The sequence below is a fragment of the Deltaproteobacteria bacterium genome, from assembly GCA_020848905.1.
GTDB lineage: Bacteria > Myxococcota_A > Polyangia.
The window spans coordinates 1-19182 of record JADLHG010000011.1 but is presented as its reverse complement, the minus strand read 5'-3'; the positions used below and the strand labels follow the sequence as shown (position 1 = coordinate 19182).

Genomic DNA, 19182 nt, shown 5'->3' with positions numbered 1-19182 from the left:
CGGCAACGCGCCGCGGGGTCTGAGTGTGAAGATGGCCGACCGCCGAACGAAGGACAAGGGACCCGACGAGTCTGCGGTGGGGACGCCGACGGAGGTCCCTGCCTCCACCGAGGAGGGCGGATCTGCGGGGAACCGGTGGCTCGACTCCCTGCTGGCGCGACTGGACCGCGAGGCGGAGGGCGGCGTGGCCTCGCCGGACGACGACGAAGGGGGCGCCGGTTCGCGGAGCCCGAGGTCGATCGAGGTGGCGATCGACGACGCAGACGACGAGGAAGCAGCACCGCGGGGAGGGCTCGGGGGGGCGAGCGACCCCGCGATCGAGCTGGACGCGCTCGACCTGGAGCTCACCGCGGAAGGAGAGCCGCTGGGCGCGGACCTCGTGCTCGAGGAGGAGCCGCCGCCGTTGCCGCCCCCGCTACCGCCGCTTGGGGCCATGTTGCCTTCGGGGGCGACGGCTGGCGTCGAGGGGCGTCGGGCACCGGAGAGGGGACCGTCTGCTTCGCCCGGGCCTGAGGCAGCATCCTGGGACGAGCTGGCGGTGGAGGAGGCCGACGCGGAGGAATTCGTTTCGGAGGCGGAGGCGCTCGAGGGCGAGGTCGTCGACGCGGAGGAGCTCGTTTCCGAGGTGGAGGCGCTCGAGGGCGGAGAGGGGGACCTCGAGGAGGAGCCCACGCTTGCCCCGGCCGGCGACGACCGGCGCTACGCGGCGCTGCGCCACGCGACGGTGCCTGAGGAGCCGCTGCCGGCCGATGAGTTGGTGGTCGACGAAGCGTCCGTCGAAGACCACGGGTCGCAGACGCGTGATTTCGCGGTGGCTGCCGAGGGGGAGGGCCCACCCTCGGACGAACCGTTCGACGGGCCAGCGACCGGGGAGGTTTCGCCGCCTGAAAGGGGCGACGCGCCGGGTGCGTCCGAGACGGAGTCGCCGCCGGCCGGAAACCTGGAGATCCCGGCCGAGGGCCACGGAGAGCCGGTCGGGGCGGAGCCCGGCGCTGTGGTGGCCGTCGCCCCGAGCGCGCTGGCCCGGGCCGTCGAGGAGGCGACTGCCCCTCAGCCGGACCGGATGGTACGGGCCCTCTCTCTCGAGGCTGAGGCTGGTGCGGAGACGGATCGCTCGCGCGCCGCGACGCTGTGGCACGAGGTCGGACACCTCCAGGACGTGCGTCTCGGGGACGCGTCCGCTGCCATCAAGACCTTCGCCCGGGTGCTCCAGCTCGACCCGGGCTTCAAGCCGAACCTCTGGGAGCTGCGGCGGCTCTTCGAAGAGCGGCAGATGTGGCCCAATCTGCTCAAGCTCCTCGATGCGCAGCTACGCCTCGAGACGGTGCCGGCGCGTCGCGCGGAGATTCTGCTCGACCGCGGGTGGATCCTCGAGCACCGGGTCACGGACCTGCCTGCCGCTCGCCAGGCCTATCTCGCGGCGCACGACGAGAACGCCCTGTGGCTCGCGCCGCTGCTGGCCCTCGAGCGGTTGGCGCAGCAGCAGGACGACCTCGCGAGTCTCGCGCAGGCCTACCGGCAGATGGCGCGCTCTGCGCAGGCCCCCGAGCGACAGGCCGTCGCCCTCCGCGCGCTGGCGCAACTTCAAGACCGACTCTCGAGCGGGTCGGTCGAGGAGGGACTCTCGCTGCTCGAGGAGGCGCTCTCGCTGGAGGTCGAGCGGCTACCGATCCTCGAGCAGATGGAGCGCCTGGCGGCACGCGGGGGCCTCGTCGAGCGACGCGTCTCGGTGCTCGAGCGGCTGGCCACCGAGCTCGTGCGCACCGGCACGGAAGGCCCCGACCGCGCCGTGGCGGTGCTGCGCCAGGCAGCGCTCGTCGCTCGCGTCTCGCTCGGCGATCTGGCGCGTGCGCAGGCGCTGCTGGCGCAGGCGGAGAGCCTCCTCCCCGACGACGCTGGTCTGCAGCGCGAGCTGCTGGCGCTGGCGGAGGGGCTCGGGGATTCCGCCGAGCTCGTGCGGCGGCTGGAGGTTCAGCGTGGGCGAGCGGCCGACGCGGAGGAGCGGGCTGCGCTCGCGTGTCGCATCGCGTGGGCCGAGGCGCAGCGGGGCGACGAGGCGGCTGCCGGCGCGGCGATCGACGCTGCCCTGCGCGAGGTTCCGGGCTACCTGCCGGCGCTGATCGAGCGCGAGTGGCGGGCCCTGGCCAGCGGCGACGTCGCGGCGCTCGCGGAGGCATGGCTGCGGGAGGTGGAGCTGGCCCATTCCGGGTGCGAGCTGCGCGGCGGGCGCTTCGTCGCGGAACCGCAGTGGGAGGCCTCGGCGCTGGTGCGGGTGGCGGCCCTGCTGCACCGCCGGGCGGGAGATGCAGAGCGGGCGATCGCTCTCTGTCGCCGGGCGCTGGCCATCCAGCCCGGGTTCACCGCGGCCGAGGAAGAGCTCGCGGAGGCGCTCGAGCGCGGCGGTCGGATCCCCGAGCTGCTGGAGTTGCGCGAGGCGCAGCTCGCCCACGCCTCTGAGGAGCGGCGACCCGAGCTTCTCGAGCTGCTCTCCGAGCTATGCGCCGGTCCTCTCGACGACCCGGCGCGGCAGGTCGGCTACCTGCGGCGTCTCGAGGCGCTGCAACCGGCCAGGCGGTCGGTGACCTTCCGGCTCCTCGAGGCGCTGGAGCGCGCGGGTGACCTGACCGGGCTCGACCGGGCTCTCGCCGGCCTCGAGCGGAGCCTGGACGATGCTTTCCTGCGACGGGAGCTGCAGCTCCGGCGGGCCGCGCTGCTGGACGAGGAGCTGGGCCGTCCCGAGGAGGCGGTGGCCATCTATCGCGACATCCTTGCTGCGAGTCCGTCCGAGCCGTACGCCTTCGCCGCGCTCGAAGCGATCCTTCGGCGTGAGCAGCGGTACGCGGAGCTCGCGCTCCTCGTGCGCAAGGCCGCGGACGATGCAACGGGACCCCGTCGCGTGGCGTTCCTGCGGCAACTCGGAGAGCTCTACAGCCGCCACCTCGGTCAGCCCGACCAGGCGGTGGAGGTCTACAGCCGCCTCCTTCTCGAAGAGCCGGGGGAGCGGGCCGCCGGCCGGGACCTCTACCGCGTGGCCCTCGAGGCCGACGACCGGAGCACGCTGCTGGAGGTCCTCGAGGCGCGACTCGAGGGGGCCCACGACGCCGGGGAACGAGCCGGGCTCGCGCTCAGGCTCGCCGAGCTCCACGCGGCGGCCGGGCGCCTCGACCGCGCCGACGAGCTTCTCGGCTCGGCCTGCCGGAGCGACTCGGGGGCCGCTGCGACCGAGGAGGCGCGTGAACTTCTGGCGCGGCGGTGCTTCGCGCGTGGCGAGTACGGGGAGGCCGCACGACTTCTCGAGGAGCTGCTCCCCGCCTCACCGGCAGAGGGGCGACGACTGCTGCTCGCCGAGCTCGCACGGCTCTACGAAGGTCCGCTCGGGGATCCGGAGCGCGGAGAAGAATACTGGTCGGAGCTGACGGCGCAGGATCCAGGGCACCGCGGGGCTGCCTGGGCGCTCGAGAGCCACGCCGCCCGGCGACGCGACCTCGGTGCCCTGACGGCGTCGAACGCGCGACTCGGCGAGCTTTCCGTCCAGCCGATGCGGCGGGCCGACTTCTTGTCGCGGGCGGCGCTCTTCGCCGAGCTGACCGAGGAGCGGGGAGGTGACGCGTCTGGCCTTTACCGCGCGGCGCTCGACGCAGACCCGACGGCGGTGGAGCCGCTCGTCGCGCTTCTCGGCCGGGACGAGGTCGATGCCGAGGAGCGGGCGACGCTGCTCGAGCGGCTGGCGTCGCGGCTGCCGGTCGCGCAGCGCAGCCAGATGCACGTTCCGCTCGCCGTGGCGTACGAGGCCGCGGGGAGGCTGCAGGATGCGCAGCGCGAGGTCACCCTGGCGCTCGATCTCGACCGCGACGACCTCCCAGCGCTGTTGGTGCTCCACCGGCTGACGAGGGCGGCCGGCGACGTCTCGATGGAGGCGCGGACCGCCTTGAGGCTCGCCGAACTCTGGCCCGATGCGGAGGCGCGCGCGAACTGGTATCGACGGGCCGCGGTCCTGATGCACCAGGCTCGCGATCTGCCGAACGCGGCGCTCGTGCTGCGACGCCTGCTCGGCTTGGATCCGCAGGACGAGCGTGCCTTCGAGGACCTCCGCAAGATCTGTGAGGACCTCGGAGACCACGAGGGTCGCGTCGCGTTGCTCGGACACCGCCTGCGGTACGCCGACCAGCGTTCGGAGCGCGAGCGCCTGCACCTCGAGAGGGCGCGGCTCCGCCTGGAGGTCGTGGGCGACCGCCGTGGGGCGGCCAAAGACTACCTGGCCGTGCTCGAGCTGGACGAGAAGCACGGGGAGGCGCTGCAGCAGCTCGCGCGACTCTACGACGAGGACGGGCAGCTCTCGCGGGCGGCGTCGTACTACCACCGCTACGCCGAAACGACCGACAGCCCGGGGCAGAAGCGGGAGCCGATGCTGCGGCTCTCCGAGATTCTGATGCAGCAGCGCCGCGTGCCCGAGGCGGTGGAGGTCTGCAGGGGATTGCTCGAGCTCAACCCTGACGACGACGGCGTGCTGGAGCGGCTGGCCAACCTCTACGAGGAGATGCGGGACTATCCGAACGTCGTGCGAGCTCTGGAGAGATTGAACAACCTGCGCAGCGATCGGGCCTATCGCGCTCGCAACTCGCGGCGCATCGGCCGCATCTACTGGCACGAGCTGCGCCGGCCGAACGAGGCACGGGAGGCCCTGCTGAGCGCTCAGGACCAGGATCCGACGAGCCTCGAGATCCTCGGAGACCTGAGGCAGCTCTGCAAGGCCACCAAGGCCGAGGACCTCGGCCAGCTACTGGACCGCGCCAAGGACGACGTGCGCGAGGTGCTGATGGCCGACCCTCTCTCCGTCGAGCTCTACGGCAAGCTCTTGCGGGTGGCGGAGTGGGACGAGGATCAGTACACGTTGCTCGCGACGCTGGCCGTGCTCTGCTACCTGGGTGCGGCAGACCCAGACGACCAGCAGCTCTACCGTCAGCGGGCGGCGCGGCTGGGTTTCGAACCGCGACGGAGCCTGCAGGCCCAGGCCTGGCGCGAGGCGCTCGTCGCCCCGGGGGCTCGAAGTGCGTACGGCGAGATCTGGGCCGCCATCGCCCCGTGCGTGCCGCGGCTCTTTCCCGATCGCGTGCCCGTCGACCTGGCGGCGTTTGGCGTCGGTCGCGCGGACCGTATCGACCGGCGGGTGGGCGGACCCGTGAGCTCCACGCTGGACCGCATCGCGCAGGCGTTCGGGCTCTCGGACTTCGAGATCTACGTCTCTCGCGCCCAGCCCGACCTGGTGGCGGGACTGCCGGTGGAGAAGCAGGTCCTGGTCGTGGGACATCAGGTCGTCGCGAACATGGGGCCGGCCGAGCGGTTCCGCGTCGGGCGCACCATCTCGCTGCTGCGGGAGCGTGCCCAGGCCCTCGAGGTGCTCGAGCGGAAGGACCTGGAGCTGTTGCTCGCGGGGTCGATCTTTGCCGTCGAGCCTGGAGCGAGCTTCGAGTTGCCGCGACCGCAGGTCGAGGGAGCGGCGCGCCGGCTCCAGAAGGCGATGTCGCGCCGGGAGCGCAAGCTTCTGCCGCTGGCCGTTGCGCGGTTCATGCAGGAGGGGGGCGAGGTGGATGGTTGGGTTCGGGGAGTGCTCGCCACGGCGAACCGCGTGGGTCTGCTGATCTGCGGCGATCTCCCTGCCGCGATGGATCAGCTGGTGCGCGATCCTTCCGCCGCGGTGGGGGCCCCGGGCCGCGCGACGGCACGGATCGTCGAGGCGATTCGTGCCGAGCCTCAGGCCACGCAATTGCTACTCTACTCGGTGAGCCGCGACTATCTGAGTCTGCGGCGGGAGCTGCAGCTGTGAGCCGCCCTCCGCGCAAGAACGACTCGCTGGACCCGTTCGCCGACGTGGGCGAGGACGAGTCGGGCTGGGCCGCGCTCATCGACGAGTGGGACCGTTCGCTCCGGCTGCCGGTGGCGACCCCTGCGGCCGAGGGGGGCAGGGCGCTCGGGACGCTCCTCGGCTCGGCGGGGACTGAGGGCGGCGCGTCTCGCGAGGTGCTGCTACCGGTCGCGGAGGCCGAGGGAGGAGAGGGGACGCCACAGGACATCGGTCTGTCGCTCGACGATCTGGAGCGCGCGCCCGAGGAGGCGGAGGCGGAGATCGAGGTCGAGGTGGACCTCGAGACGGGCGTCGGCTTGTCGCCCGATCGGGGGGCGGAGGTCAGCGATCGCCCATGGGAGGAGGATCAGACGCCCTTCGTGCCCGTGGAGGCAGAGCCGGTTGCGCCGTCGCCAGCGGCCAGGTCCGGAGGCGCCGAGCCCGCGCCACAGGTGGTGCAGCTCGGCGAGAAGGCGCGACCGGCCATCGAGGAGGAAGGCGCCTTCGATCAGCTCCTCGACGGGCTGGTCGAGGAGGGGCTGGCGGCCGTGGGCGGCGATCAGGTCCCTGGGCACTCGGAGAGCGCGACGGATGGTGCGCAGCTGGCGGAGCTGGGGTCGCTGGTGCCGGAGGAGGAACAGCCGACGGGCCAATGGCTGGAGCCCCTTCCTCCCGCTCCTCCGACCGACGAGCCGGCGCTTTTCGAAGAACCGGTCGTTCCGGCGGAACCGCCCCGGGCCCTCGTAGAGCCAGATTTCTTCGCGGACCTGCTGGACCCCGTCGGGTCGGTGCCCGAGGCATACGTCGAGGCTGGAGAGGTGCTGCCCGCGCCACGCGTGGTGGAGGCCGCGCTGGAAGCGGGCGGTCTTCTGCAGGGGGTCGAAGACGAGCGGGACGAGGGAATGGAGCTGGGTGCGCCTGCGCTCCCCGACGAACTTCGCCGCGTCCATCCGGAGTCGCTGTCGCTGCCCGAGCGCGGAGCTCCGGAACGCCCTGCCCCGGAGTACTGGCGCGAGCTCTCGCAGATCCTCGTGCGCTTCGCCGAGCAAGCGCGGAGTAGCGGCGCGGCAGCCAGCGCGCAGTGGATGGCCGGAACCGCGTGGGAGACCCTCGGCGAGGAGGAGGAGGCGACGGCGCAGTACCGAGATGTGTGCAGCCATCGTCCTCGAGACGTCGCGGCGCTCCTGGCTCTCGCGCGGTTTCATCGCCGAGCGCGCGACGCGAGCGGCCTGACCGAGGACCTGGGGCAGCTAGCGGACGTGTTTCAGGGCAGCGACCGGCAGGCGTTGCTCGCAGCCCGTGCGGACCTGCTGTGGGCGTACGGTGGGGATGACCTCGGTGCCCAGACGACGATCGCAGGGGCCGCGGCCGGCGAGCGGACACCTCGTGTCGCGCTGACCGAGGCAGACCTCGCGGCGGCGGCCACCGATCTCGAGAGTCGGGAGCAGGCCCTCGTGAGCCTGGTCTCCGACGCGGCCGACGCGCCGCTGGAAGACGCGCTGCTCTGCGAGCTCGGCTGGACGGCGGAGCGACAAGGGGATCTGGAGGGCGCCCGCGCCCGCTACGAGCAGGTCGCGGCCCGGGACGCCCGCGTCCCCGAGGCCGTCGAGGGTCTCCTCAGGCTCGCAGCGCGCGACGGCGACTCGCGGGGCCTTGCGGCGATGCTGGTCCGAAGCGCGCCGCTTCTCGGCGATTGGGAGCCGTACCGGCGGCGCCAGGCGGCCGTCCTGGGGCGTCTCGCGCGGCTCGGAGACGTGGACGTCAGGGGCGAGCTGGAACGAGCGGCCGCCGCCTCGCGGGAAAACCCCCTGGTCCTCGAGAGCCTGGCGGAGGTCCTGCGTCGTGACGGACGCCACCGCGAGGCTCTCGAAACGTATCGGTGGCTCGCGCGCACCTCGGCGGTGCCCGAACAGCGGGCGGCAGCTCTGGTCGAGGCTGCGTTGCTCGCCGAGGGACCGCTAGACGATGCGGCAAGTGCCGTCGACCTCTTCGGCGAGGCCGCCCTCCTCGAGCCGGGCTATGCGCCCGCGGCTGAGGGGCTCGCTCGCCTCCAGCTCCACGCCTCCGACCCGCGCGCGCGCGTCGAGGCACATCGCGCGGCGGCGCAGGCGGCCTTCGGGGCGGCACGCGCGTCGGAACACCTGACGGCCGCGCGGATCCTGGAGGGGGAGCTCGAGCAGGCCGACGAGGCTTTCGGAGAGGTGTTGACCGCACTCGAGCACGATCCGCTCGCCCCCGCCGCGCTGGCTCGGTTGCCGCGGCTCGGGCGCCGAGCCACGCGACTCGGGGAGGTGGCGACGGCCATGGAGAGGTCGGGGCTCGCCAGCGAGGAGCCCGCGCTTCGGGCGGACCTGCTGCGGCGTGCCGCTTCCCTGCACCAGAGCGCCTCTGCGGACGCGGAAGGAGCGCTGCGCTGCTACGGCGCGGTGCTGGACCTGGATCCCGACTCTCGTCCTGCCCGCTGGGGGGTCGAGCGAACGCTGGCCCAGCTCGGCCGCACCGAGGAGCTCGCATTAATGTTGCGTTCGGAGGCCGCGGGCGCGACGGCTCCCGGCCGATCGGCGTCCCTCGCCCTTCGCGAGGGATACCTGCTCTGGCGCCTCTCGAGCGCGGAGGCCGGGACGTCCTTCGCCCGCGCGGCGGCTGCCGACGAGGGCGACCCGCGCGGGGCGTGGGCGCGCATTCAGTGGCTGGCCGAGGGCGGCAACTGGCGCGAGGTGGCTGAGCACCTGAACGCGCTCGCGGATCTCGCTCCGGCGGAGAGCTCGGCGCGCCGTGCCCTCGTCATGCGCCTGGGGGCGCTCGCGGAAGGACCGCTCGACCGCCCCTCCGACGCCCTGTCGGCGTACGACAGCGCTGCGGCGCAGCCGGTGCCGGCTCCGGGCGCGCTCGATGGGCTGGAACGACACTGCCGGCGCCACGGCGAGCTGACGAAGCTCGTGGAGTGCATCGAGCGGCGTACCGCGCTCGAGACGGACGCCGTGCGCGTCGCGACCTCCCTGTGCGAGGCGGCAGAGCTCTCGCGGCGGGCCGGGGCCGACTGGCTGGCAGCCGAGGCCCGATATCGGGAGGCGCTCCTCCGGCGACCCGACGATGCCTTCGCCGCCGAGGCCCTGCGCGGCGTGTACCTCGAGAACGGGGCCGACCGCGAGCTGGCCGAGTTCGTCCGGGGGCAGCTCGCCGCGGCGACGACCGACGGGGTTCGCCGCCGTATCCGCGAGGAGCTCATCGATCTCGCCCGCCGCGCCGGTCACGCGACGGAGGTTGCGCGCCTCTGCCAGCAGTTGCACAGCAGTCACCCGGAGGACCTGTTTGCGCTTCACCTCCTCGCGAGCCACGCCTTGCGTCACGGCGATCGCGTAGCCCTCCTGGAGCTGCTGGTGAAAGATGCCCGGCGCACGCAGCCTCCCCTCGACGCGGCGGCGCTCTACCTCGACCTTTCGCGCTGGATCGAGCTGGGTGGGGGGAGCCCCGGCGCCGACGCCGAACGCGGTGCCGGGATCGACGTGGTCGCGGCGCTCGAGGAGGCGCGCCGGCACGACGCGGCCTCGGAGCTGGCGCGAATGCACCTATTGCACGCGCTGCGGCGGCGTGGAGCCGTGGCGGGCGAGATCGCCCTCTGCCGCGAGCTTGCCGAGCTTACGTCTGCCCCGGCCGAGCGGGCGCTCTGGCACCTGCGCGTGGCGGAGCTCTCGGGTGGGGAGCAGGGCGCCCTTCGCGCCGCGCTCAAGGCGCTTCCAACGCATCTACCCGCCATTCACCGGTTGCGAGATGCTGCGCTCGCGACGGAGGACTGGGCAGGGGCCGCGGTGGCGCTCCTGGCCGAGAGCCAGGCGAGCCTGGTTCCGCGGCACCGGCTCAGGGCCTACCTCCTGGCGGGCGAGATCGCCGCAGAGCGGCTGCGCGACGACGGGGCGGCGATCGAGTACTACCGGGCGGCCGTCGAACTCGACCCCGCGCACCGGGGTGGGGCGGAGGCGCTGGTGGAGCTTCTCGAGCGTGCGGGACGCTGGACGGAACTCGTCGAGCTGCTCGAGGAGCGAGGCCGGCGCACGACCTCCGTCCCCGAACGCATCGCGACTCATCTTCGGATCGCGAGGGTTGCCGAGCGCGAGCTGGGGCGTCCCTCGAGTGCGCGGGACCACCTGCGGGCCTTGCTGGAGCTCGACGCGCAGCATCGCGAGGCCCTGTCGGAGCTTGCCCGACTGGCTGAGGCGGACGGGGCCTTCGCCGAGGCCGCCGACGCGCTGATCCGACAGGCGCGCCTGGAGCAGGACCCCGAGCTTCTCCGCGGGCTCTTCTTGCGGCTGGGGAGCATCTACCAGGAGAAGCTTCCAGACTACCGTCGCGCGGTGGCCTGTCTGAAGAAAGCCCTGTCGATGGGCGGCGAGGACGGGCAGCTCGAGGCCCTGCGACGACTCAGGGACCTCTACGTGCAGCAGCAGGAGTACTCCGCGGCGCTCGACGTGACGCACCGCCTCCTCGAACGGGACTCCGACGGGGAGCAGCGTATCGGGTACCTGCTCGGGCTGGGTAGCATCTACGAGGACGGGCTTCGTGACGCGACCGAGGCGGCGCGCTCCTTCCGTCGCGCGGTGGAGGTGGGTCCGTGCGACCTGCGGGCGATCGGCGCGCTGTGCGGCTTCTACGCGCGGCAAGGCGACCAGCGCAGCGTGATGGTGCATCTGGATCGCTCGGTGGCGACGATGCGCGCACGGTTGCGGAGCGATCCGTTCGAAGCGTTCGCCTATCAGGCGCTCTTCCAGATCTTCGCCTGGCGCAAGGCGCCTGACGGCTGCCTCTGCGCCGCCCAGGTCCTGGACGCGTTGGGACACGCAGAGGGAGAACACCGGAGCTTCATCGACGCGCACGCCGCCGGGGTGGGAACGCCCGGAGGGGCCCTCGGCGAGGTGGAGCACGACGAGTGGATGTTCCAGCGCGTCATTCCTGGCGGCTTCCGCCAGATCTTCCGGCTGCTCAACGCGCCCTTCGCGAAGATCCGACGAGGCGACATTCGAGGTCACGGGGTCACCCGGGCAGAGCGGCTGGGCGCGGGGGACCACCCCGTGCGACGCATCGCCGCGAGCCTCGCGCGAGACCTCGGCGGAGTGGAGCACGAGCTCTACCTGAGCTCCGCGCAGCCGACGACGGTGATGGTCGAGAACACGGATCCGCCCGCCGTCATTCTCGGCACGACGCTCGTGAAGGAAGCGACCGACGCCGAGCTTCAGTTTCTCCTCGGTCGTTGCCTGTGGATCGTCCGGTCGGCGATGGTGTTGCCGACGCGCCTGCGCCCCGAGGATCTGGAGCTGCTCGTGGCCGGCGTCGTCCGGCAGTACGTGCCCGAGTTCGCGCCCCCCGAAGCTGACGCGCGTGCCCTCGGAGACGTGACGAAGGAGGTCTCTCGCATCGTCCCGCGCAAGCTACGGCAAGAGCTCATGCCGTTCGCCCTGGAGTGCTCGGGAGGAGGCGCCGTAGACCTCCGCGCGCTCGGTGGAGCCGTCATCCACTCCGCCAATCGTGCGGGGCTGCTCGCGTGTCGCTCGGTGCACGCGGCGCTCTCGGCGCTACGCAAGGCCGCCGGTAAGATCGATGAGCCCCGCGACCCGGAGACCCGGATCGCGGCCATGCGCGAGAACCAGGAGATCGAGGAGCTTCTCCGTTTCGCCGTTTCGGACGAGCACTTCGAGCTGCGGCGAGCCATGCACGTGGGCATCCGTTGAGCAGTGAGGGGGGCTTCCGCCGCAGACGGGAATGGTGGCGAGGTCATGGGCCGTTGATCCCTCTCGAGCTGACGTTGTGGTGACGAGGATGTACCCCCGCCATGGATGCCAGGTTCTGACGGCCCTCGTCATCGCCGCGGCCCTCGGCTGCAGCGCGAACCAACGGCCCGAGTTGCTGCCGCTGTCGCCGCAAGTCGCGTATGTGGGTAGCCGGCTGGACGTCGTGCTCCGCGCCTTCGATCCGGACGCGGACCGGCTGGTCTACAGCTTCGATCTCGCGGGGCTCGAGCCCGGCGAGCGGGCGAAGCTGGCCACGATGGCGGACGAGGCCGTCTTCAGCTGGGTGCCCATCGGCAGCGAGGTCGGCGTGCACCAGGCGGACTTCACTGTTTCGGACGGACACGCGACGGACCTGGAGTCGACGACCATCACGGTGAAGCCCGCCGCCGACGCCGACACTGCGCCGCGGTTCGTGCGACCGCTGAACAACGGGACCGTCCTCGACCTGGGCAAGCAGAAATGCCTGCAGCTGGACGTGGCCGTCGAGGATCCGGATACCTTGACGGTGCGGATCCGGCAGAACCCGGCGATCTTGGGCTCGCAGCTCGCGTCCACGGGGCCCAGGGCGGCGCAGTTCTCGTGGTGCCCCACGACGCAGCAGGCGACCGCCAGGCAGACCTACGTGCTGGTTCTCGAGGCCGACGACGGCGACCATCCGCCCGTGCGCAAGGAATACACGATCGTGCTGACGGGAGTGCCGGGTGTGACGTCCGACGGCGGTGTGAAGCGCGATGCGGGCGGGCCGCCGCCGGTGCTCACCGCGCCGTTCAAGCTGGACTTCGAGCGGGAGTCGGGTGGCTTGACGGGCACGGGCGACTGGCGCTGGGGCAAGCTGGCGTTCGTGGCGGGCGCTACGTGCGCACCGGCGACCACTCCGCCGAAGAGCGGCGCCTCCGGCAGCGGCGTCTGGGGCACCGTGCTCAACGACTGCTACACCGCGCGCAGCAATAACGCAGACCCCTGCGACAACAAGGACACGGCGGACGACTCGGTGCTCACCTTGACCTTCAAGGTGCCGGCCAGCCTCGCCAAGCCGCAGCTCTCCTACCAGGAATGGAACGACTTCATGCTCCCGTACGATTGGGCAGAGGTGCGGGTGAACAGCAAGGTCGTGGCCCAGCAGTGCAAGGGGAGCTACGTCACCCCCACGGCCTGGGTGAAGCGCACCATCGACCTCGGCGCTGTGGGTGGGCAGACGGTGGTCGTCACTTTCCACTTCATGTCGAGCGGCGTGGTGAATCTCTCGGGGTGGTACCTCGACGACGTGGCCGTCGGGGTAAACTGATCACGCCATGCCGTGTCGTGCAGGACCGTCGCATTTTGGGGGAGTCGCTCGACGCGCCGTGCTCCTCGTGCTTCTCATCCCCGGCGGGTGCGCCGGCGATAGCCCGATTGACCCCGGACAGCCCCCCCCGCCTGTGACCTTGAAGCAGGTGGGCCCGGCGGAGCTCTTGCCCCACTCCACCGCGCTCGTGTTGGGCGTGAACCTGGGCGCCACCGCGCGCCACGTGCTGCGCCTTCGCGGGGTGGTGACGAGGGGCGGGGTGGAGGCCCCGAGCGACCTCTCGTTTCCCCTCCGCGTGAAAGAGCAGCATGGCGAGTTCTCCGTCGAGGGGGACGCCTTCGCGACGCTCGAGGAGGGGCAGTTCGCCGGCTCGGCGGAGGTGACCTCGACGAACGCGTGGGGGAGTGTGACCAGCGCTCCCCTTCCGGGGGCCCTGCGCTTCCTGCGATACCTGGCGCCGGCTCTCGATGCCGTAGCGGGCGGAATGATCTTCCTCAACGCTCCCGTCAACACGGTGGGGGCGGGCATCCTCATGGGCGGGGGCGAGGGGCGCACGTTCGTCGAGTTGAAGGGCTGCTTTCTCTCCGAGGGGGTCCAGGGGGACTGCGCGACGGTGGGGAGGTCGACCGAGGCGAAGGTGCTCGTCGAGCCGGAGCGTGCCATCGACCGCCGCCAGGGGAGCTTCCTCTTCGGCCCGGAGATTGCCGGGCTGCGTCCCGCCCACTTCGAGGGCACCGTCGTTCCAGTGAACGTGCACGCCGACGGGAAGGTCTTGAAGGGGCCGGCGCGGACGGTGCAGTTCGACCTGCAGCGATCGAAGCTCGGCCGCTTCGACCAGAGCGTTGTCTCGCTCGGACAGTACCTGGACCTGCGCGGGGCGGGCTTCGTGGGCGGGCCGAACGGTGGCACCGCCGTGCAGTTCCGGGGCACGTTCACCCCCGAGGGCCAGGCACCCCGCCCCGTGACCTTCAGTCTCGTCCCCGAGGTTCGTTCGGGCGCCTGGATGCGCTACGTGGTCGAGGAGAAGGAGGGGCTCGGCGAAGGCGTCGCGGTTCGTCTGGAGCGCGGGCTCTACCAGGGCCGCTGGACACCAACCGTCTACCACGGAGGAGATAGCTACGTCGGCGCGGAGGCGCAGCTCGCGTTGCGGCTGGATCCCGTCAAGCAGGTCTGCTGGGTACGCTTCGCCGACGGGTGGGTCGAAAGCCTGCGGCTCTTCGGTTTGCAGGCGGCCGACGCGCGTCTGCGGGAGCGCGTCTTCGAGGTGATGCGGCGGGACTACGGTGGGCTCAACGTGGAGTTTCGCGACCAGGAGCCCACGGACTTCCGCCTCTATGCGCGGGTGGACATCACCGGGAAGGATCCGAACGCCTTGGGGCTCCTCGGTTACGACAACACCCCGGGCAAGGACGTGGAGAACCGGCGCCTCGAGGACCGCATCGGCGGAGTCAACGCGCAGACGCAGCAGGACGGCTTTCCGGGCTACGGAGGCATCTTTGCCGAGTCGATGCTGGGCTTCTCCACGCACCCTCCGCCGGGGCTTACGGCCTCGCCGCTCGCCAGCCCCGTTTTCGACCGCCTCTTCGACGTATTCCGTCCCGACGTGGGGGGTTCGGAGCTGACCTCCGGGGAGACGCTCGGTACGCCGAGACTACCGGACGCGAGGGGCTGCCCCGCGCAAGGACGCCCGCTCCAGGCGGCCTGCGCGATCCACGTGCTCGGAAACCTCATCGGGTCCACCGCGTCCCACGAGCTGGGGCACTCCTTCGGGTTGGCGGATCCCTACGGAGCTTCGGACACCTTCCACAACCCCGGTGATCTCCCCAACCGGCTCATGGACGCCGGCGGTGCGCGGCCCTTCGACGAGCGTGCGGAGCTGGACGGGAAGGGGCCCGCGATGTTCTGCGCGGACGAGTTCCAGTACCTGAGGAAGCTCCTCCCCCTGGCGGGGGCGAAGGATCCTGCGGGCGCGAGACCCTCCTGCAATTGAGGCCGGAAGTTGAACCAGAGGGGCGAAGCGGGCACCATCAGCGAGTGAACGATCCCGTTCCTGCCATTGCCGCCGCTGTTTCGCGTCGTCCCGTCTGAGCCTCTCCAGGGTTGCTGCGATGCGTGTCTGTCCCCGTTGCCGAGCGCCATTTCCCCCGGGGGCGAACTTCTGTCCGCACGATGGCCACCATCTGGAGGATCTCTTCGCGCACGAGGATCCCGAGGCAGATCGTTTCATCGGCAAGGTCCTGGACGAGCGTTATCAGGTCGAGGACAGGCTGGGCCAGGGCGGCATGGGCATGGTCTACGCCGCCCGCCACGTGGTGATCGACAAGCCCGTCGCGATCAAGATCCTGCGCCACGAGTATTGCCGCGACCCGGGGCTGGTTGAGCGCTTCATCCGCGAGGCGAGGGCCGCCTCGCGTATCGGCCATCCGAACATCGTGGACGTGACGGACTTCGGCCGGCTCGCAGACGGCCACATCTACTTCGTGATGGAGTACCTCGTCGGCACCACGCTGGCGCGCGAGATCCGCGAGCAGAAGGTCCTCCCGCTGGAGCGCGTGGTCGACCTCGCGACTCAGATCTGCAACGGGCTCGGCGCGGCGCACGCCAAGGGGATCGTCCACCGCGACCTGAAGCCCGAGAACGTGTTCATCATCAACCCATCGAACTCGGCGATCCTCGACGAGGCGGGGGGAGTTCGGCAGGACTTCGTCAAGATCCTGGACTTCGGCATCGCGAAGATCAGCTGGGGACCCGGGACGCGCCTCACGAAGGTGGGGAGCATCTTCGGGACGCCGCAGTACATGTCCCCCGAGCAGGCGGCCGGCCAGGATGCCGACCACCGAGGAGACGTCTATTCGCTGGGGTGCATCATCTACGAGATGGTCACGGGCGAGGTTCCTTTCACCGCTGATACGTTCATGGGGACGCTCACCAAGCACCTCTTCGAGGCGCCGCTTCGCCCGCGCGAGCTTCGCCCCGACCTCAACATCCCGGAGCCGGTCGAGCGGCTCATCCTCACCGCCCTCGCGAAGGATCCGGGTGACCGGTACTCCTCCGTGGCGGCGCTGGCGGCTGCGCTGCAGGAGTGCGCCCCGGTGCGCGTCGATATCCCTCCGGACGCGACTTTTCCGCCGGGTCAGACGGGGCTCCTCGTTCTTCCGCCCTCGCCGCCCGTGCCGCCCGAGACTTCACCCGCGAGCGGGAGCGTGCCCGTGGGGCGTCCGTTGCCGCCGCCGAGGGCGCACGGCGACACGACCGAGGGAGTCTCGCCCTACCGCGAGCGAAAGGGGAAGAAGGGGCTCGCGGCGGGGATTCTGCTCGGCACGGTTTTCCTGCTCGTTCTCGGTGGGCTCCTGGTCTGGGCGCGGCAGCGACGCCCCGTGGAGCGCGACGGGACGTTGCCGACGGAAGGGGATGCGCGCGTGGCGGGCGGCGCGGCTGCGGGCGCGTCGAAGCTCCGCGACGGGGCGCCGGGCGTCGATCGCGGGGATCAGCGTCCGACGACGGCGGAGCAGTTCGTCGAGGTCACGCTGACCTCCGTTCCCGCGGGAGCGCAGGTTTTCGAGCGCGGGCGACCGCTCGGCGTTGCGCCTCTGAAGCAACGTCTTCGCCCCGGGACACGCCGCACCTTCGTCTTTCGGCTACGAGGGCATCGCGAGGTGGCGCAACCGGTCCTAGGTCCCGAGGTGAGCCAGGTGATCACGGTCGTGCTCTCGCGCGTGGGGTCGCGCGTGCGACCGCGACGGCTCTGGCTTGGAGCACCGGACGGCGGGCCACGCATCGACGAGCTGCGCAACCCGTACGACGCCCGCGCGCGCTAGCACGGACCGCATCGCGTCGCCCGCAGCCTGCTGGCTTGCCCCCCGGCGGCGTGATACCATTGGCCCGAACATGGCCAGGGACAGGGATTCAGGGTACGACGGGCCTCCGCAGCTGGCGGGACCCGCGCGCGGCCAATCGACGCGCTTCGGTTCCGCTCCGCCGCACGAGGGGAGCGGGGTGGGTCCTCTGCCCGCCGCCGATCCGAACGAGGACCACGGGCTCTCCATTCTGGGTGAGATCGCCGAGGACCCCGGGCTGGTCGGGCAGGTCGTCGCCGGCCGCTACCGCGTGCTCAAGAAGATGGGCGAAGGAGGAATGGGGACCGTCTATCTGGCGGAGCACATGGCCATCGAGAAGAAGGTGGCCCTCAAGGTGCTGCTCCAAGAGTACGCCCGGAAGCAGGACCTCAAGGAACGATTCCTCCAGGAGGCCAAGGCCGCGGCGCGAATTGGCCACGAGAACATCGTCGACATCACGGACTTCGGCACGACGCCCGACGGAAGCGTCTTCTTCGCCATGGAGTTCCTCGAGGGACGCGATCTCTCGCAGGTGATCCGCAAGGACGGCCCGATGGCCTGGGCGCGAGCCAAGCCGATCCTGCTGCAGATCTGCAGAGCGCTCGGCGCCGCGCATTCGAAGGAGATCATTCATCGGGACATGAAGCCCGAGAACATCTACCTGATCGAGCGGGAGGGGCGGCGTGACTTCGCCAAGCTGCTCGACTTCGGCATCGCCAAGGTGGCGGGCGTGGGGGACAGCGAGCGACGGTTGACCCGTACCGGCATGATCTTCGGGACCCCGGAGTACATGTCCCCCGAGCAGGCCCAAGGCCACAAGCCGGACCATCGCGTGGACATCTATGCGGTGGGCGTGATCATGTACGAGATGCTGACCGGTGAGGTGCCGTTCAAGGCCGACACCTTCATGGGCATCCTCACCAAGCACATCTTCGAGCAGCCTGTCCCGCCCACCAAGCTGAAGCCTACCCTCGGCATCCCCGGCGAGGTCGAGGCCATCGTGCTAAAGGCGATGTCCAAGGATCGCGAGGAGCGCTTCCGCTCCATGGCCGAGATGGCCGCCGCGATCGCCCAGGCCTCGGGGCGGATGACGCGACCGACGGGAGACAGCCAGGCCGTTCCGCGGATCATGACGCCGCTGTTCACGGCCACCTCCATGTCACCGTCGGAATCGCTGCCGGCCCTCCCGGCCACGACCACTGATGTGCCGGAGGTCGTACCGTCGAGCCGCGGAAAGATCCTGGCCATCCTCGGCGTCCTCGTGGTGCTGGGCGGAGGCGTCGCGGCCTGGGCGCTCTGGCCGCCGCGATCGGCCGGCCCGGAGGGGCGTGGCGTAGCGGGCGGCGGACCGGGCACGGGGACGTCTGCCTCGCGCGCTGACGCTGCGGCGGGCCGGGAGCCGGGAAGCGGCACTGCCGTCGCGTCTGGACACGCCGACGCACGCGCAGCGGTGGTGCCCTCGGAAAAGACCCTGGATGTCACGGTCGACTCCACTCCGCAGCAGGCGGAGATCTACATGGGTGAGACGAGCCTGGGTCTGACGCCGAAGCTCGTGCGCCTTCCGCTCACCGAGGGGGCGCGGAGTATCATGCTGACGCTGCGCAAGAAGGGCTACCTCGAGCGGAAAGTCGTCGTGGCGCTCGCCGACCGCGGGAAGACGATCGCGCCGACGCTGGCCGAGGAGAAACACTCGGGGCGCACGCGCCCGCGGGATCCCGGCCGCCAGAAGACGCGCCCCAGCACGCCCTCGACCGACCCCAAGCCGGGGACAGGCGAGGGGATCAAGCGCACCAACGACCTGATGAATCCGTTCGAGTAGGGGCCCACCGCGCGCCGTGGCGTGCGGCGAGGCCCGTCGTGCGTCGGGGGGGTTTAGCTCTTCGCGCGTTCGACGCGCAACGTGCGGTCGTTGAGGGTCTTGCCGCTCACCCGCTCGAGGACGCGGTCGGCGGCGTCTGGAACCACGTTGACGAAGGTGTACCGGTCCCGAACGTCCACGCGGACTATCTCCGCAGCCTCCAGCTGTCCGTCGGACACGATGAAACGCGACAGCTCATCGGCGCGAACGCCTTGGCGCCGACCGAGATTGAGGAACAGCCTGACGACGTTGGCGTCTTCGACCTCCGGGGGCTCCGTTTCGCCTCGGGCCGAGCCCTGTCCCTCGCGCGTGGGGCCGTCCAGGGTCTCGTAGTACTCCACGTCCCCCTCGCTCGTGACGATGGCGTCACGGTCGTCGGCGCCGCTCCGGCTGCGGCTGCGACGCGTCTTTCTCCCGGCGTCGGTCCCGACCTCTCGCTCCTCTGCCGCAGCGCGCAGGCCGGCCTCCTCTTCCGGCGCGACGCGCGGAGCGCCCACGTCGTCCGGCCGTTCGTCCGTTCGTGCCTCTGCCGGTGGGCGTTGCCCGTTACGCTCGCCTCGCCGGCCGTCTCGGCCGCT

Annotated in this window: 7 protein-coding genes; 6 read left to right on the top strand and 1 reads right to left on the bottom strand. The window is 71.2% G+C overall.

The genetic code is table 11. The features are described from left to right. The first annotated feature begins 31 nt into the window (after positions 1–31). The 6 genes from IT371_06550 to IT371_06525 all read left to right on the top strand — a co-directional run bounded on the left by IT371_06550 (position 32) and on the right by IT371_06525 (position 18565). Positions 32–5824: a tetratricopeptide repeat protein gene (locus IT371_06550; protein MCC6747300.1), complete on the top strand. Its 5793-nt coding sequence runs from the start codon at positions 32–34 to the stop codon at positions 5822–5824. Continuing rightward, entirely contained in the window at positions 5821–11565 is a 5745-nt protein-coding gene (locus IT371_06545) for a hypothetical protein (GenBank protein MCC6747299.1), read from the top strand. The genes IT371_06550 and IT371_06545 overlap by 4 nt, the downstream gene beginning before the upstream one ends. Positions 11566–11653: 88 nt before the next feature. Further along, the gene (locus tag IT371_06540) at positions 11654–12910 is read left to right on the top strand and encodes a hypothetical protein (GenBank protein ID MCC6747298.1); all 1257 of its coding nucleotides are present in this window, start codon (positions 11654–11656) and stop codon (positions 12908–12910) included. Between the two features lie 58 nt (positions 12911–12968). Beyond that, positions 12969–14900: a hypothetical protein gene (locus tag IT371_06535; protein ID MCC6747297.1), complete on the top strand. Its 1932-nt coding sequence runs from the start codon at positions 12969–12971 to the stop codon at positions 14898–14900. A gap of 118 nt (positions 14901–15018) precedes the next feature. After that, a complete protein-coding gene (locus tag IT371_06530) occupies positions 15019–16728 on the top strand; it encodes a protein kinase (protein ID MCC6747296.1) in 1710 nt (569 codons plus the stop codon). A 178-nt stretch (positions 16729–16906) separates the two neighbouring features. Beyond that, positions 16907–18565: a serine/threonine protein kinase gene (locus IT371_06525; GenBank protein MCC6747295.1), complete on the top strand. Its 1659-nt coding sequence runs from the start codon at positions 16907–16909 to the stop codon at positions 18563–18565. Positions 18566–18618: 53 nt separating this feature from the next. Here the strand turns inward: IT371_06525 and IT371_06520 are convergent, their stop codons facing one another. Next, on the bottom strand, positions 18619–19101 hold the full coding sequence (locus tag IT371_06520; protein MCC6747294.1) for a DbpA RNA binding domain-containing protein: 483 nt from the start codon (positions 19099–19101) through the stop codon (positions 18619–18621). Between the last annotated feature and the right edge of the window lie 81 nt (positions 19102–19182).